The organism is Agrobacterium salinitolerans (genome assembly GCF_027498475.1).
GTDB classification, from domain to species: Bacteria; Pseudomonadota; Alphaproteobacteria; order Rhizobiales; family Rhizobiaceae; genus Agrobacterium; species Agrobacterium salinitolerans.
The window spans coordinates 18,767-34,999 of sequence record NZ_JAPZLN010000011.1 but is presented as its reverse complement, the minus strand read 5'-3'; the positions used below and the strand labels follow the sequence as shown (position 1 = coordinate 34,999).

Below are 16,233 nucleotides of genomic sequence, written 5' to 3'. Positions count from 1 at the left end.
GGCGTCATAGACTGGCTAACCTGGTTCCAAGACGAGGCGCAACGCACAAATGATTACGGTCTGCTTGATATCATGGAAATCGGTATAAAGCCTGCCTTTCAAAGGATTGACGCCGCCGTCGAGGGGGCGCCTTCCGGCAGGATTTCAGCTCTGCAGGTCGCTGATGAGAGCGTCAATTTTTCCGCGAATATTATGATCGACTGAATTTACCTCCATTGCCCTCAAAAGATAATCCAGCACATTTTGACGATCGTCGGGGGCAATGTCGGATAATGTCTTCGCTGATAAGTCGCGATTTAGAGCGGCAGCCTGGTCAGGGGAAATATAGCCGCCATCTTCAAGGCTGAGAAAATCTTGCAGTTTCATTTTAGTGCTTTCTACAGTTCATAGCCACCCACGCTGACAGGCAATTCTCTATGATTGTGCCTTATGTGGCGCAAACCTATCCCTTCCGCGATGGGAACGGCAAAATCGTTGATGCTTCACCTGTGGTGCGATCTGTCACGGTTTCACGCAGCTTCAGCCCTATGACTTCCGCATTTCTTGAGAACCATCCTGGCGGCAAGGCGGTAAGGTTTTCTATGTCGCCAGCCTTCATGGTGAACTCTACGCTCAGGAGGTCGGATTTGCTGCGCACGGCAGAGTCGACGATCAGCTGCAGGGCGTTGGCAAGAACCGTCGGCTCCGAGATCGGCCAGTTCTTATCCAGAGGCTCTTCCCGGCTCCATCCCTTGGCCGAATACAGCTTATAAAGTGATGTCGCATGGTCTGCGGGAATGATATCCAGATCCGAAAGGCGCCGGATCTGCCCTTTTACCGAAACCCGCCAGCGCTCCTTCAGGGACAGCAGAGACGCAAGCGACGCGCTCTTTACCTCATAGGAATATGTTGTTGCGGGCATTAGGAACGCGCTCGCAAATCGAAACGCCTGGCGCTCGATCTCCTTGAGATCCTTTTTCAGCTCTTCCTCGGTAACGTGGCGATGCAGGATCGCATGACCGAGTTCGTGCGCGGCATCCATCTGCCGGCGCGGGAACGACATCTTGTCCGTCGACAGCAAAATATGCGGCCGATTGCCTCCTTGAGCCCAGCTGCACAGGCCATCCAGCTTTGAAGTCCCCATCTCAATGGAGCCGACAATGCATCCGACGCGCTCGAGCAGCGGCATCATATCAATGCACGGGCCATCACCAACGCTCCAATGGGTGCGCAGGTCAGAGGCAATCTGCTCGATGTCCTCGTCGCGGAGCTGCTTATAGGACGCACCCTGCAATACGTCCGGAATATCGACCTCCGGGAAATCCACATAATGCTCCACGATGCTGCTGATTTCCTGCAGCCAGTGCATCTGGGATTCCTGGTAGTTCAGATCTTTCACCAAGGTCGATGCCAAGGTGCGGTAAAAGAGAGGCCGGTCGCTGTTGGCGACCGGTCTAAGAAAAAACTCTCTGCGAACGTGAAGGTGAGCTGCCAACTCGGCTAAGGCATCGGCATCAGGGGCGCTGGTCCCGTCCTCCCAGCGGGTGACGGTGCTGGGGTTGACGCTGATCAGGGTGGCCAATGCCTTCTTGCTTAGAATTCTTCGTGCTGCTCTCGCCTCGATCAATCTTTCAGGGACGAACCCCGGAGTTCCTACACGCATGCATTTCCTTCCCCGGCTTTATCAGCACGGGTCACTTCGTATCTCTGTCGTTGTCATTGCCGCCATCAGGCTGCTCTGGTGGTACAAACGGTTTGATCGTCTTCTTCAAGCTGATGATCGGTTTCTTCGCACCAGTACCAGAAGACGGTACCGGAGCGATTACCGGCTCATCGGCATAACCTTCAAGGTATTCGTCGAGCGGCTCGTAGAAAAGATATTGCTCGTAGGCCGCATCGATTACACCGATGGCGAATTCGCTGATCTTTCCGCCCCGCCCACGGTCACGAGCGACAAGGAACAGCACAAAAATGTCGCCGATCTTGGGCCCTGTTCCGTCAAGGTCGAGGCGCGGGGAGAGGTAGTAGTTGAGCGTTACGCCAGCCTTGCGCGACACGTTCTTCACAGGCAGCGCTTTCGGCTCCGGCATGGCTGCAAGACCGAAGATGATCCCCTGCCCGTTTACCTCAAACCGCATGAAAGGCTGGAAGATCTTCAAATCGGTTAGTGGGATGATGCCGTTTTCGAGCAGCTTGCCACCGTGAAGTTCACAGGTTTCCCGAAACGCCTTCTCCATCATGCGAAAGCGGGCATGCCCCTCCAGTTCTCGGCTTGGCTTGGGGTCGAGGCCTGCGTGGTCGCGTACCATCGTAAAGGCCTTGAGTGCGCAAGCGCTCAACCGGTCTTCCAGATCGAGGAAGAGATTCTTGAACAAGGCCGGCGGGAACCGTCTTTTGATATAGTGCTCCACAGTGCGCTCCGCGTCGAATTGCAAAATACAGGATTTACATATTAAAAAATTGCGTAAAGAGCAAGTGGGTATAATGATCCTCAACCTATCATCACCGGAAAACTCATGGGCACGTCTCTCCGTGACCAGGCTCTATTCCGCCGCGGCTGTGCCGCAGCTCCACGAAACCCCGGTTCGGGTTTCCGCCGACGAGCGGTGACGATCCTTCGTGCATCCGGCATCCTTGCCGGGAGATGACGCGCGATTGCGCGAGTTCGTTTGCCTGGTGGGGGAACCGAGGGCCTTGCCCTTCTCGCCCCCAAAATAGCCTTCCGCCCAGCTTCCTCCACTGCGCTTGCGCTGCGTTCGTGCAGCTGGTTCCCCGCGAAGGCTATTTTCCCCCTCCAACCCACCGCTCGCGCGGCCCCGGGAAGCAGGACGAGGTCCTGCTTCGCAGTCCAAAAAGGAAAGGACAAGGGAATGTGCGAACCTACTTTCGAGGAATGGTTTTTCAGCTTCGCGGGGGAGCTGGCGCGGCTCAACGGCGACTTGCCGGATTTCGATGCCGCCTATGACCGGTATTTTCCGGCCTACGAAGACGGCATTTGCGGCGGTACATGCGCCCGTCACGTCGCCGGGATCGGCTCGGCCGCCCTCTATGCCGACGAGTGGGAGGACGCCGAATGATGCGCTTTGCCCCCTCACGCGAATTCTACATCCCGAGCGGTTCCGTGAAGATCGCCGACAAGGCCAGCGACGGCATTGTCTACATCTTCACCAGCCATAAGGGGCGACCCGCCGCCATGGCCTTCCACGGCAAGGCTGCAAAGCCCGACTGGCACCATAGCTTTACCAGCACCGAAGCCCGCGAGCGTAAAATCCGCGAACATTTCGAGGGGCGGCGGCGCTGGTCGGAATGGAAGCAGGAACGGCGTGACGAGCGCAAGAAGCCGCACGGTTTCGAGACCGGCCATGTCCTTTATGCCTCATGGGGCTACGACCAGACCAACATCAATTTCTATCAGGTGACCGCCATCATCGGCGCGCACATGGTCGAGGTCCGCGAGGTCGGACAGATCTCCGCCGACAAGGGTGATGAACCGTGGATGACCGGCAAGGTGGTTCCCCATCTCGACGCCTTCACCGGCCAGCCCCTGCGCCGCCGCGTTAACGGGCGCTCCAAATCTGTGCGCATCGACAATGTGCGAACCGCCTTCCTTTGGGACGGTCGCCCGATCAACTGGACCGGCTACGCCTGACGGCCGCCCCTCCCCCACTGATATTTTCCGATCACACCAACATGAGGACTTATCCCATGAACGTTATCACCATGCCCGAAACTGCCGAAACCATCGCCATCGAGGTCGCCGCAGCGGCCCCGGTTACCTCCCTCATGCATGACACGCAGCAGATTCCGCTTTCCAAGCTGGTCGCCAGTTCGAAAAACGTGCGCAAGCGCAATGCCGCCATGACCATCCCGGAACTTGCCGCCAGCATCGAGGCGCATGGCCTGATCCAGAACCTGACGATCAGGAAGACCGCTAGGGGCAATAAATACGAGGTGGTTGCGGGATCGCGGCGCTTTGCTGCCCTGCTCCACCTCGTCGCACAGGGCAAGATCGACAAAAGCGCTGTCATTCCTTGCAATCTGCGCAGCGGCGAGGCCAACGACACGGAGGTTTCCCTTGCGGAGAACACGCAGCGCGAAGCCATGCATATCGTCGATGAGATCATGGCCTATCGTCAGCTGATCGAAGAGGGGATGATCGCGGACACCATCGCCGCCCGTTTCGGCCAGTCGGTTGTGACCGTGCGCCAGAGGCTCAAGCTCGCCAATCTCTCCCCTAAAATTCTGGGGGTTTTGCGCGAGGATGGGATGCATCTCGATCAGGCCAGAGCGTTGGCGATCAGCGACGATCATGCCGCGCAAGATCGGGCATGGTTCGACACACAGTCATGGAATCGTGATCCTCATTCGCTTCGTGCCGTGCTGACCCGCGATCATGTCCGTAGCACTGACAAACTTGCCCTGTTCGTTGGGACCGAGGCTTACGAGGCGGCGGGCGGCACGATCGCGCGTGATCTGTTTGCCGAGGCCGATAACACCTTCCTGACGGATCGAGCCTTGCTGACAAAGTTGGCAAAAGAGGCGCTCGAACAGAAAGCAGAACCCCTGAAAATCAAGGGGTGGAAATGGGTGGACACCAGCCTTGGAACATCGGCCATCCATAATGGCGGTTTCGCCCGTATCTTCCCTATCAGCCATGTTTCGACCGAAGCCGAGCAGACCGAGCTTGCCAGCCTTGCCGAACAGTTCGATGAGATCGCGTGCCGGATCGAGGACTATGCCGAGAGCGATTCGGCCATTGATGCCGATGAGGCCGAGCTTGCCCGGATCGAACAGCGCATCGAGGATATTAAGAGCGCGGGAAAGGTCTACGACACCGAGGAAAAGGCGCTGGCCGGTTGCATCGTCACCATTGCCCACGATGGCACCATGCATATCGAGCAGGGGCTTGTTCAGCCCGACGATCTGGCCGCGCTGCGCGCCTTGCGCAATCCGGACACCGCAAACGGTGATGCCGGTCAGGATGATGAAAGCGTAAGCGCTGGAACCATCCCTGCCGTTTTTACAGGTGCAAAGCATGGCGGCGACGAAGCCGACGAACAGCCCATGGCCTATTCCGCCGCGCTAATCAAGGAACTGACGGCGATCCGCACCGCCGCCATGCGCAATGAACTTACTCAGCGGCCCGAACTGGCGCTTGCCGTCATGCTCTATCCGCTCGTCCTGAAAACCTTCCTGATCGGGAACGGCTATTGGCGGATCGGCTCCGCCATCGAGATCGGCGGGCAGTTGAAAGACCTCGCCCCTTCGATCAAGGAAACGGACGCTTGCGATGCGCTTAACGAATGGACCCGCATCCACGAAACATGGGGATACAAGCTCCCCGGCAATCCGGGCGATCTTTGGGAATGGCTACTGGAACAGCCATTGCACGATCTTCTCGAACTGCTGGCGGTCGTCACCGCCGCCAATATCAACGCAGTCGAGGCCAAGCACGATCATGACCGCGAGCGGCTGACCCATGCCGATCAACTGGCCGCAGCCCTGAAACTTGACATGCATCAGCATTGGAAGCCGAAGGCGCCGTTTCTCTCCCGGTTGTCCAAGGCGCAGATTGCCGAGGTGATGGAAGACGCAGGTTGCGCGAAAAGTGCCATCAAGGCGGCGGGCAAGGCTCCGAAGGCCGAAGCCGTGGAGCTGGCGGAAAAAGCCCTTGCCGGAAAAACATGGCTTCCCGGCCCGCTGCGCTCGCCCATCGAGGACGCGCAGGAAGGCGAAGAAGCTGCGCCGTTGACGAGCGCCGACGAATAACATGGTTCGGACTTGGCCGCACCCGGCGCCGTTTTCGCGCCGGGGTTTTGCTTATAAAAAGATAGCAGCTTATAATCTGTTTCATAATAGATTCATTTGACGCCGAGCTGGTTCCGGTCGGGATCGACCCGCCCTAAACCAGTTGAGAGGCGCCCGCGCCCTGCCTCTCAATCTCTCCACCCACCCTTCGCTTGCAACGAGAGTTACCCGTAAAATCTGCCACTGCAGATTTGCACCTTGCAGAATCAGTCCGAATCGCAGTTTCTTGTAACGATGAGCACAGCGAAACCAGTCAGAGAAAAAGTGGCAGCCCATCGCCAGCGTTTGCGTGAAGCGGGGCGTATCTATGTCAACACCGATCTCCCTGCGGATCTGGTGGACTGTCTTGATAAGATCAAGGCAGAACGCGGGCTGGCTTCGCGGGCTCAAGTGTTTGAATTAGCTTTAAAGGCGTTTGTTGAAAATGAAATGAGGGCATAACGAAAAACCCCTCGCCGCTGGTAACGGCTAGGGGTTTTCGGTCAGTTACGACGTCGGCTTTTGGGGCCTTCCAATTTCTAGTCCCAACATAGTCGAGCGTTCACGAACCTGCAAGGGGTACCCTTTGTAGGAACGGTGAATCTTTGTCCGCTGTCCACAGTCATGCCCGCCTGAAAAAGGAGGCGGAAAAGACCATGTTTGAACAGATTGGGACGGTGCTCGCAGGAGCGCCGGCCGAACGGGAACGCACACCTGTTCGGCGGCAGAGTCGTGCGCGCGGACGATGCGAAGGCGTATTCTGGCGGCGGACAAACCGGCAGGACGTGCGTACTATCGTGCTGGCGGCGCGGCGCTATGAACTGGCAGGCCGGCAACCTGGTGCTCGCAATGGCCCCTTGGGGGGCGTGGCGATCGAGTTGCTGGAGCTATTTGCCAATCTCGTTGATTTCCGCACCGGCCGGTTGGAACCGTCGATCGACACGCTCATGCTGAAGCTCAGGCGATCACGTGACGCGATCGTGCGGGCGCTGAAGAACTTGCGCGCCCATGGTTTCCTCGACTGGCTGCGGCGCTATCAGCCGACAGGCAACGAGGGACGCGGCCCGCAGGTCCAGCAAACCAGTAACGCCTATCGAATGTCCCTACCCGATCGGGCGCGGCAGATTCTTGGACGTTGGGGCGTGGCCCCTCCCCTTCCTGACGATCATGTTCAGGCCGAGGCGGAACGTGCCTCGGGTATCGAGGCGCATCGGGCATCGCTCGACATCGTTTCGAGAACACTATTCGATGTTGGCGACAACCCCTTGGGGCAGGCGCTAGCGCGCCTTGGAAAGGCAATCAATCTACGTGAGTCCGCCAGACAGACTGAATCCCTATCTGGTTCTATAACTAATAGACGAAAATAAGCGGACGCCGCTGTCCGGGCCTCTCACGAGGCCCTGCGGCGGTTCCGACCCGCGTTACGTGCGGGTCGGCACGGCAACATCAGCATCCTAAAAACGCACCATCGCACGTGCTGTAGATGTCCTATGGTTTTTGAAAAGGTGGGGAAGAAAAGCGGGGCAAAACAATTTAGCAGCTTGTAAGCTGCTAGCTTTTTATTGGCAGATAGCAAGCTGCATGTAAATTGTTTGTAAATACACATCTGCTAGCTTTCTGCTGATTAGCAGTTTTGGAGATGCTTCATGCCAGTCATTTCATTCGTGTCGAGCAAAGGCGGAGTCGGGAAAACAACATCTGCTGTCGTACTTGCCGGCGAATTCGCTGCCGCCGGTCGCAAGGTGGTTCTGATCGACGCCGACCCCAACCGCCCGCTTGAAGCCTGGGCCCGCCTGAAGGGGGCGCCGGAAACACTGCAGCTTATGATTGACGATTCCGCCGAAACCATCATCGATACGATCGAGGAAGCCCGGGCAAACGCCGATTTTGTCATTGTTGATCTGGAAGGAACCGCCACCGACCGAATTGGTTTTGCGATTGCCCGTTCGGATCTCGTTTTAATTCCGCTCCAAAGCTCTGTTCTTGACGCGTCAGAGGCCGCTAAGTCCGTGAAGCTGGTTCACCAGATGCGGAAGGTTGCCAATCGGGAGATTCCTTACAGGGTTTTCTTCACGCGAGTCCCGCCAGCTATTCGCGAGCGGACCGCACGAGATATCGACCGGCAGTTTTCCGACGCGGCCATACCAGTTTTACCTGCAACTCTGATTGATCGTGCCGCGTACCGGGCGTTGTTTTCTCTTGGCGGAATTCTTCACGATCTGGAACGATCCGATGTGTCGGGATTGGAGAGCGCCAAAGAAAATGGTCGAGAATTTGCTCAGGCAGTTATCAACGTTTTGAAAGGAGAGGGTGCATGAGTAGCGAAGACAAGAAGCGAGCGACCCTCGACTTCGGAAATCTAAACGATACGCCAGCGCCGCCTGTCGACAGTGATGCTGTGAAGGCTGCCACCAGAGCTGCAGGCTTCCGAGAAACGCCCAAGGCTTCCGCTTCCGAAACAGCAGCTCCCATTCGAGCCACTCGCAGAACACGTCGAAAAACAGGACGTACAGAACAATTCGCTACACGCCTTCGGGCAGAGACGATCGAGGCGATTTACAACTATGCGGATCAGCATGAGATCACGTTGGCTGAGACCATCGAGCGCGCAGTCGCTGCTCTTAGGAATGATGCGAAGTGACGCTCTTGAAGTGTAACGCTTGGTGTTATATTTAAGGTGTAGGATATCTCGTGAGAGTTTTTAAAAACGGTTGGTTTCAGAAGTTTGCCCGGAAAGAGAAAATCTCTGACGCGATGCTTTGTGAGGCTGTTGCGCGCGCCGAGCGCGGCCAGATTGATGCCGATCTAGGGGCTGGCCTTATTAAGCAGCGCGTTGCTCGGCCCGGCGCTGGGAAGTCTGGCGGATTCCGGACACTGGTTTTCTTTCGAGCGCAAACGAGAGCGGTCTTTGCATTCGGGTTTGCGAAGAGTGATATGGCCAATCTCGATGCTGGGGATGAAGCTTACATGAAAAAGGCCGCGAAACTCGTCTTGGGATTTACAGACGCGCAAATGAAAGCGGAAGTCGATGCGGGTCGAATGCTAGAGGTGAAATGCGATGACAAAGACTTACAAGAGTGAGGCACTGGCAGCCGTCCATGAAATGATGGAGGGATTCTACGAGTCCGGCGCGATCGACAAACAGACGATGCGTGAATTTGATGAAGGGTGCCTGACAACCGTGGAGCCGCTGACCCCGGAGGAAATTCGCACTATCCGTGAGCGCGAGAACATTTCTCAGCCGGTGTTTGCCCGATATCTCAACGTTAGCAAGGGGCTGGTGTCAGATTGGGAACGCGGCGTTAAAAGGCCAAGCGGTCCTGCTCTGCGTTTGCTGACTGTTATACGGAACAAGGGATTACAGGCGATCGCCTGATTGCGCGACGATAGTCGCGTCCGGCCCGGAGGCGAACGCTCTTTCATTTGGGCGGTAGAGAGCCGGAGGGCCGCCAGTGACAATGCCCCGGTGTGTCAGCGCCGGGACGATTTTCATTCTTCGGGCGTTAATCTCCCCAATGCGATTTCCAGGGTGTGCAAGGTCTGAATGGCATCGTCGGGGATCGACGTCGCTCTTTTGATGTTTTGCAGCTTGTAGGCAATCTCAGCATCAGTGAGTTCGAACAGGGCAGGGGATGCGATCACTTGTTGAAGTGCAGCGATGATTCCAGCGTCTGCAATGCAGGTGCTCAGCCGCGCGAGGCGGGTCACGCGCTCACTGTCTGGAACCGAGCTATCGGCAATCCGACCAAGCTTTTCATGTGGCGAGATGGACACTGCCACTTGACGTGTCAGACACGGTCGAACGCTCCCTTGAATTCCTGATCGCTGTAATAGGCGAGTTTGCCGGCGACGATCGGCCGCTGCCCAGCGAGGAACAGCAGTTCGGCGTGTTGTGGCAGGTTGCGGACCTCGTCGGGTGTCAGCAACGGGCGGCCCACATGCTGTTCGCCGTAGGAGATCCCCGTCTTATCGGAATCGAGAGCGCGGCCCATGCTTTCGAAGACGACGGTGGATTGCCCGAGCATGTCGGAGACGAGACGGGCACTTTCGTGGTCATTGACGCCGAAGACCTGCAGGACGCCGGCATTCGACAGGAAGGTACCTGCACGCTGCCCGTAGGTGGCGCGTAGCTGATGAACGTCTTGCAGGATCGGCCACAGCTGCACCCCGTAACCGGCCATCAGGCCCATGGCACGTTCGACGGGCGCCAGGTGACCGAGGGACGCGAACTCGTCGAGGAGATAGAGTACCGGAATCGCCGGCTTGCCTGGCGAACGAGCCATTTCGAGCAGGCTTTGGGTGACAAGCAGACGCAGCCAGCGCGAATAGGTCGAAAGCCTATCGGGCGGCAGCACGAGGAAGACCGTTGCGGTGCGGCTCTTGAGATCGGCAAACCGGAAATCCGACCGGCTGAGCATACGGGCCATGCGCGGGCTATCGAGAAAATGGGTATGGCGCTGCGCCGCCGACAGAACGCCGGCCGCCTCGCGATCGGATTTGCCGAGGTGGCGGTTGGCCGCGCGTGCGACGAGGCCGCTGGCTGCCGTGGATTCCTGCATTTCCTTGAGGAGCCCTGTGAAGGCTTCAGGGGCCAGGGTAAGGTTTTCACGCAGGGTAACGAGAGAACGGCGGCTAGAGGGTTCCTGCGCGACGATATGGAGGATCATGCCCGAGATGAGCGCCTTGGCTTCTTCGTTCCAATGCGCCTCGCCAGTCATGCCCGGTTCGTCGAAGACAAGAGCGTCGGCGAGGGTGCTTGCATCTTCCGCGACATCGAGGCCATTGGGGTCGAGTCCTTCAAGCGGATTGAATGCGGCGATCGGTTCGGCTGTAGCGCCGAAGGGATCGAGGACGTAGACCGGACCGAACTGACGACGGGCACGACCGGCAATCCTGGCATTCTCGCCCTTGGGGTCGATGCAGATCACCGAGCGGTCGGCGGTCAGGAGATTCGGGATGATGGTTCCGACACCCTTGCCAGTGCGCGTCGGCGCCATCGTCAGCAGATGGGCCGGTCCATCATAGCGTAGCAGCTTCCCGGTTTTGCTGTCGCGGCCGATCAGCAGGCCCGAGCCGGTGCGGGTGAGGGGTGCGACCTCCTTGTTGGTAGCGAAGCGAGCCGTGCCGTGAGTATCGCCGTCCAAATTGCCGAAGTGCTCAATCATCGGATTGGTGAGAAGCCGGAAGGCGAAGATGAGAATGACGATCGCCACGACTATGTTGGCGATCCATCGCGACACGAACCAGGCTTCGGGAATGGCGAACGGGATCGCAGCGAGGATGAGGGCGATGACGAGAAAGACGAGCCCAACACGGTAAAAATAAACCACTGCCCGGAAAGGCGATATGACGATATTGATGACAGCCCATACCGGATCGCTTGCCGCCTTTCGCATCATGTTCTTGAAGGCAGCCCATGCAAGTGTCGCCTGGTTCATGAGCTGGCCTCACTGCCACCTGCCGCCTTTGGTTTCAGGAGATCGTGAAAAATCTCCTTGTCATTGTCGCGCGTCAGAAACCCTGGCAGCTCACGGCGTAGCCAGTCGCTCAAACCACGCGAAAACTCATCCTTGCCGGTTTCGAGGCGATGCATAACGAGCGCGCCGAGTAGAACTTTGCGGCGTGTATCCTTAGCGCGTTCTTCTTTGCCGAGCCTGGCTTTGAGCGTCTTCTTTTGCGCCTCCAGCTGGGCAAGGCGTTCTTCAATAGACTTTCGGGCCATATCGTCAATCCCTCCGTATCAACTTGATCGATCCTATCTCATAGCGTGTGTTTTTCCAGCTTACGGATCGCAATTCACGTTCTTCTGATTGAATTTTTCCCCGACGTATGCTGCAAATGCACGATCAGATTCAATCTCGACGGTTCCGCGAGCGCCACACCGAGGCATTCAAGAGCGTAGCGAGCGAATTGCGAAGGGCGCACTTACGAGTTGCTGCGCAACTCAGATGCGCCGATCGTAGATCGGGAAAGGACAGACGGCGTTTGGCGATCTATCACGCAAGCATGAAGCCGGTAACGCGGGCCAGCGGCAGAAGCGCCGTTGCCTCGGCGGCCTATCGTGCCGGCGAGCGCCTGACGAACGAACGCGATGGCATCACGCATGACTTCACCCGCAAGGAGGGTGTGGAGCATGCGGAAATCGTGCTTCCTGATGGCGTTAGCGCGGAATGGGCGAAGAGCCGCGAGAAGCTTTGGAATGCGGCGGAATTCGCCGAAAGCCGGAAAGACGCGCGTGTCGCCCGTGAATTTGAAATCGCATTGCCGCATGAGCTGACGGCCGAGCAGCGCCTGGAGCTGACGCGGGAGTTCGCCCAGGACCTGGCGAACCGCTACGGCGCGGGGGTGGATTTCGCCATCCACCGGCCGCATGATGCGAGCGACGTTAGAAACCACCACGCACATCTTTTGATGACGACGCGGCAGGTGAACGAGGAGGGGCTGGGCGAGAAAACCTTCATTGAGCGGGAGAACAAGTGGCTCCTGAAAAACGACTTGCCGACCTCGCATATGCAGCTTCGCGATATCAGACAATCCTTCGAGCAGATGACCAATTCACATCTTGCACGTGCCGGTCTCGATATTCGCGTCGATCATCGTAGTCATGCCGAGCGCGGACTGGAGATTGAGCCGACCGAACATGCTGGCGTTCATGCGACGCAGATGGAGCGGCGCGGTCTTGACGTCTCGCGGGCACGGCTGGATGAGGATGCGGCGAAGCGCAACGCCGACCTGATCCGGGAGAAGCCGGAACAGGTTTTGGCAATCATCACCGGCGAAAAGAGCGTGTTTGATCGGCACGATATCGCGCGCACCTTGCATCGCTACATCAACGACGATGCACAGGCGTTCCAGAATGCCTTCGCCACCGTAATGTCGTCACCGGCACTGGTCGAGCTTCAGGCAGAACGTGCGGATGCGACGACAGGTGAGATCGAGCTTGCGCGCTATTCGACGCGCGAGATGGTGGATCTCGAATCCAGCATGGCGAATTCCGCCGAGCGACTGCACCAGGCGCAAAACCATGGCGTCGATCGCCGGCTGGTAGAACGGGCAATCGGCCGCCAAGATGCTGCTATTCGGTCGAGCGTTTCGAGCGACACCGCTGGCAAGGTCGAGCGGGGCGAACTGGACAGTGGCGAGCGCGATCGGCGCATCGGCGCGGCGCGGCTTTCCGATGAGCAGCGGGCGGCGATCGAACATATCACCGGGCCGGAGCGGATCGCCGCCGTGGTTGGTTATGCCGGCGCTGGAAAATCCACCATGCTGGCGGCCGCTCGCGAGGCTTGGGAGGCGCAGGGCTATCAGGTTCATGGCGCGGCTTTGTCAGGCAAGGCGGCCGAGGGTCTGGAGGAGTCTTCCGGTATCGCGTCTCGCACCTTGGCATCATGGGAAATGGGCTGGCAGAACGATCGTCACCAGCTCGGCCGCGGCGACGTCTTCGTCATCGACGAGGCGGGCATGGTCGGAAGCCGCCAGCTTGCCCGGTTCGTCGGTGAAGCCGAAAAGTCCGGTGCGAAAATCGTTCTCGTTGGCGATCACGAGCAGCTGCAGGCGATCGGAGCCGGCGCGCCGTTCCGCGCCATCGCCGAGCAGATCGGCCATGCCGAACTTTCCGAAATCCGCCGCCAGCGCGTGGACTGGCAGCGAGAGGCGTCGGTTTCGTTCGCCACCCATAAAACCGCCGACGGCTTGGCCGCCTATCGGCAGAGTGGCGATATCCGGTTCAGCGAAACGGGCGAGGGCGCGCGTGGCGAGATCGTGCGGGACTATCTTGCCGACCGCGAACAGCGTCCGGATGGCACCCGTGTCGCCATGGCCCATCGTCGTGCTGATGTTCGCGCCATCAATGCCGATATCCGATCGGCCCTGCAGGACAGCCAACGGCTGGGACGCGGCGAGGAAGGTGGCGAGGTCTCGTTCCAGACCAATGACGGCCGCCGTGCTTTTGCGCCTGGCGACCGTCTCGTGTTTCTGGAGAACGATCGTGATCTTGGCGTCAAGAACGGGATGTTGGGAACAGTGCAGACCGTCGAGCCGGACGCAATACAAGTTCAGCTCGATGGTGGTGCTGGTCGCGGTCGGAACAATGACCGCATTGTCACCATACCCACGAAAACTTACCAGTCCTTTGACCATGGCTATGCGACCACCATTCACAAGACCCAAGGAGCGACGGTTGATCGCGCCCTCGTGATGGCATCGCAGACCATGGACCGGCATCTGACCTATGTCGCCATGACCCGTCATCGCGACGGCGTGCAGCTTTATGTGGCGAAAGACGAGTTCAACGATCGCAAGGCAGGCAAGCTCGTGGAACATGGCGTTGCGCCGTACGAGCACAGGGCTGCCAACCGCGACAGCTATTTCGTGACGCTGGAAAACGACAAGGGTCAGAGGCACACGACTTGGGGCGTGGATCTCGAACGGGCGATGAAGGACGCGGCTCAGGAGATCGGCGCGAAGATCGGGCTTGGACATGCCGGATCTGAAACCGTGCAACTTCCGAACGGCAAGACAGCCGAGCGAAATTCATGGAAAGTGCATGGCGCCGACGAACTGGCCTTCAAGGCGCTGGGAGATCGGCTCGGCCGCTCCGGGGTCAAGGAAACCACACTCGACTACACCAAGGACTTCGCCGGGCGGCGAGGCATCGCCGAGCAAATCGGCATTCGCAGCGAAATCGAGGTTGATCGTGCTGCAATGCAGCGGCAGGATCAACGCTCCCCTGCGGCCCATCCCGCACGGGAGCAACAGGACCGGGATGCAGTCGAAACAGGCGTTCATGACGAGCGACTTCGATTGCAGGTCGGTCCTGTTCGCGGTCGCGAGGATCCCGGCTCTGATCGTAGCGACAACCGCCAGCAGGCAAAGCGACGCAGCGCCTTCGATGGTCTGAAACTTTCGCGCGGGGCAGCGGGCGACAAATCTCAGACGCCGGCCAGATCCGAAAAGGGTCAGGAACCGCCACAGAAGGTCGAGACGCAGCGGCGCGGCATGTTCGATGGGCTGAAGCTCCGCGCTGGCGAGCGCGGCTCTCTCTCGCTTTCGCAACAGCGGTCGAAGGACGGAAGCCTGCGGATATCGCCCGTACCAGAAAAACAGGATCAGGAGCGCCAATCGGACCGCTTGCGGCCAATGTCCGGGTTCGAGCAGTCTGTTGATCGTTTCGCTCGTGCATGGAGTGCGGCTGCAAAAATGGACCGCGAAGGCTTGCCGGTTTTGGAGGGTCAGAAATCGGAATTGCAGCAGGCCGGTCAACAGCTCGATCAGCAGCGGCCAGGATCGCCTAACCTGATGGTTTCTGCCATGCGGAACGATCCACAGACCGAACAGGCCATGCACCAGCTCTCCGGCCGGGAGCGCGTTGGCCAGCTTGTGGCAGGCATGGACCGGGAGCGGGCTTTGCAAGCCGATCCGAACGTCAGGGCCGATCGGCTCATCAACACATGGCAGAAGCTACAGGCCGAGCGCCAGAACCTTCAGGGCTGGCAGCATGACGAGGCGCGCGGCAAGGTCGAGGGACAGATGAGGAAGGTCGCCGACGTGATCGAGCGGGATCCACAGGTGGAATCCATCGTTCGCAGCCGGTCCAAGGAAATCGGCATCAGCCATGTCAGACAGGAACAGAACGTCGCTCGCGCAATGGAACAGCAAATTTCGCGTGGGCGCAGCCAAGGGCTTGAACGATAGGAGCATGCATGACGGATGACGATAAAGAGCTACTCGAGCGGGGTATTATCGACAACCAGGAGGACGAGGGCAGCGATCCGGCGCAGGCGTTTGAGGAGCTGCGCCAGACTGTCGAGGATCTGGCCGGCGATCTGGTCCACGAAATGACAACGATCCGCAAGGGCGTGGAAGCCGCGCTGGATGGCCAGGAGAAGCTTCAGCAACCGATCGACTATAGCGCCGATCTTGCGCAGCTCGTCCAAAGTTTTGCGCAGGTCGCAGAGCGTCTACACGCGGTCGAAAAGTCCCCTCTTCTGAAAAACGGTCCTGAGCATCATGCGCGCGCGATTGAGCGCAGCGGTGAGAGCTTGGTGAAGAAGGCAGCTCAGCAGTTCCATAACGAGAGCAGGGATTTCCAGCGGGTGGCGCGCGAGATGGCGGGACAAATGGCAAGCGCCCGCGAGCGACGGAGACAAAACCATTGGCTTTGGGTTATCAGTTTAGCCAGTGGCTTCGCCGGCATTCTCGCGACCCTTTTTCTGCCGAGCCTGTTGCCGTTCTCTGCCGCGCCGCGCGTTGCCAGCTTTATCATGGCGAAATCGCCATGGCGCGCTGGCATGGACCTTATGGCATTCGACAGTCCGGAGAGCTGGTACCGGGTATTGTCGGCTGATCAGCTCGTCGAGACGAACAAGACCGAGGTGGCGGCATGCCGTGAGGCCGCAGCCAAGGCTGGTAAGGATCAGAAATGCACGATCACCGTGGCAGCGCCTGAAAAGTAGATTCTTCTAAAGG

At 58.6% G+C, this 16,233-nt stretch carries 17 protein-coding genes; 12 read left to right on the top strand and 5 right to left on the bottom strand.

Annotation, left to right across the window (positions count from 1 at the left end; genetic code table 11):
• A partial coding sequence (locus O9X91_RS23455) for a hypothetical protein (protein ID WP_269834411.1) occupies positions 1-204 on the top strand: 204 nt, incomplete at its 5' end.
• A gap of 238 nt (positions 205-442) precedes the next feature.
• Here the strand turns inward: O9X91_RS23455 and O9X91_RS23450 are convergent.
• Entirely contained in the window at positions 443-1,642 is a 1,200-nt protein-coding gene (locus O9X91_RS23450) for an XRE family transcriptional regulator (RefSeq protein ID WP_142914246.1), read from the bottom strand.
• Between the two features lie 31 nt (positions 1,643-1,673).
• Entirely contained in the window at positions 1,674-2,390 is a 717-nt protein-coding gene (locus tag O9X91_RS23445; RefSeq protein ID WP_109858650.1) for a hypothetical protein, read from the bottom strand.
• A gap of 459 nt (positions 2,391-2,849) precedes the next feature.
• Here O9X91_RS23445 and O9X91_RS23440 point away from each other — a divergent pair, with 459 nt between their 5' ends.
• From O9X91_RS23440 to O9X91_RS23400, 9 genes are all read left to right on the top strand, one after another.
• A complete protein-coding gene (locus tag O9X91_RS23440) occupies positions 2,850-3,056 on the top strand; it encodes a hypothetical protein (RefSeq protein WP_109858649.1) in 207 nt (68 codons plus the stop codon).
• Positions 3,053-3,628, top strand: a complete 576-nt coding sequence (locus O9X91_RS23435) for a hypothetical protein (RefSeq protein ID WP_109858648.1) — start codon at positions 3,053-3,055, stop codon at positions 3,626-3,628. Before O9X91_RS23440 ends, O9X91_RS23435 begins: the two co-directional genes overlap by 4 nt.
• A gap of 56 nt (positions 3,629-3,684) precedes the next feature.
• Positions 3,685-5,748 carry a ParB/RepB/Spo0J family partition protein gene (locus tag O9X91_RS23430; RefSeq protein WP_244614307.1) on the top strand — a complete coding sequence of 688 codons (2,064 nt, stop codon included), beginning with the start codon at positions 3,685-3,687 and terminating at the stop codon, positions 5,746-5,748.
• Positions 5,749-5,985: 237 nt separating this feature from the next.
• Positions 5,986-6,228, top strand: coding sequence for a hypothetical protein (locus tag O9X91_RS23425; protein WP_142843673.1), 243 nt, complete (start codon positions 5,986-5,988; stop codon positions 6,226-6,228).
• A gap of 194 nt (positions 6,229-6,422) precedes the next feature.
• The gene (locus O9X91_RS23420; RefSeq protein ID WP_109858647.1) at positions 6,423-7,133 is read left to right on the top strand and encodes a replication protein A; all 711 of its coding nucleotides are present in this window, start codon (positions 6,423-6,425) and stop codon (positions 7,131-7,133) included.
• A 279-nt stretch (positions 7,134-7,412) separates the two neighbouring features.
• Entirely contained in the window at positions 7,413-8,084 is a 672-nt protein-coding gene (locus O9X91_RS23415; protein ID WP_109858646.1) for a ParA family protein, read from the top strand.
• The gene (locus O9X91_RS23410) at positions 8,081-8,407 is read left to right on the top strand and encodes a stability/partitioning determinant (protein WP_109858645.1); all 327 of its coding nucleotides are present in this window, start codon (positions 8,081-8,083) and stop codon (positions 8,405-8,407) included. The genes O9X91_RS23415 and O9X91_RS23410 overlap by 4 nt, the downstream gene beginning before the upstream one ends.
• A 50-nt stretch (positions 8,408-8,457) precedes the next feature.
• Positions 8,458-8,847, top strand: a complete 390-nt coding sequence (locus O9X91_RS23405; RefSeq protein WP_046802295.1) for a type II toxin-antitoxin system RelE/ParE family toxin — start codon at positions 8,458-8,460, stop codon at positions 8,845-8,847.
• Positions 8,825-9,142 carry a helix-turn-helix domain-containing protein gene (locus tag O9X91_RS23400; protein ID WP_109858644.1) on the top strand — a complete coding sequence of 106 codons (318 nt, stop codon included), beginning with the start codon at positions 8,825-8,827 and terminating at the stop codon, positions 9,140-9,142. Before O9X91_RS23405 ends, O9X91_RS23400 begins: the two co-directional genes overlap by 23 nt.
• A gap of 113 nt (positions 9,143-9,255) precedes the next feature.
• On the opposite strand, the gene O9X91_RS23395 is transcribed toward O9X91_RS23400, so the two are convergent.
• Genes O9X91_RS23395 through O9X91_RS23385 form a run of 3 tightly spaced genes read right to left on the bottom strand, consistent with a single transcriptional unit; the run spans position 9,256 to position 11,488 of the window.
• Positions 9,256-9,546 carry a hypothetical protein gene (locus O9X91_RS23395; RefSeq protein WP_109858643.1) on the bottom strand — a complete coding sequence of 97 codons (291 nt, stop codon included), beginning with the start codon at positions 9,544-9,546 and terminating at the stop codon, positions 9,256-9,258.
• An 8-nt stretch (positions 9,547-9,554) separates the two neighbouring features.
• Positions 9,555-11,204 (bottom strand): type IV secretory system conjugative DNA transfer family protein, encoded by a 1,650-nt coding sequence (locus O9X91_RS23390; RefSeq protein ID WP_109858642.1) that lies wholly within the window; start codon positions 11,202-11,204, stop codon positions 9,555-9,557.
• Entirely contained in the window at positions 11,201-11,488 is a 288-nt protein-coding gene (locus O9X91_RS23385) for a mobilization protein (protein WP_109858641.1), read from the bottom strand. The genes O9X91_RS23390 and O9X91_RS23385 overlap by 4 nt, the downstream gene beginning before the upstream one ends.
• Positions 11,489-11,751: 263 nt before the next feature.
• Between O9X91_RS23385 and traA the strand changes: the two genes are divergently transcribed.
• A complete protein-coding gene (gene traA, locus O9X91_RS23380; RefSeq protein ID WP_109858675.1) occupies positions 11,752-15,459 on the top strand; it encodes a Ti-type conjugative transfer relaxase TraA in 3,708 nt (1,235 codons plus the stop codon).
• Positions 15,460-15,467: 8 nt separating this feature from the next.
• Complete coding sequence (locus O9X91_RS23375; protein WP_109858674.1) at positions 15,468-16,220, top strand: DUF6118 family protein; 753 nt, start codon at positions 15,468-15,470, stop codon at positions 16,218-16,220.
• Positions 16,221-16,233: the final 13 nt, after the last annotated feature.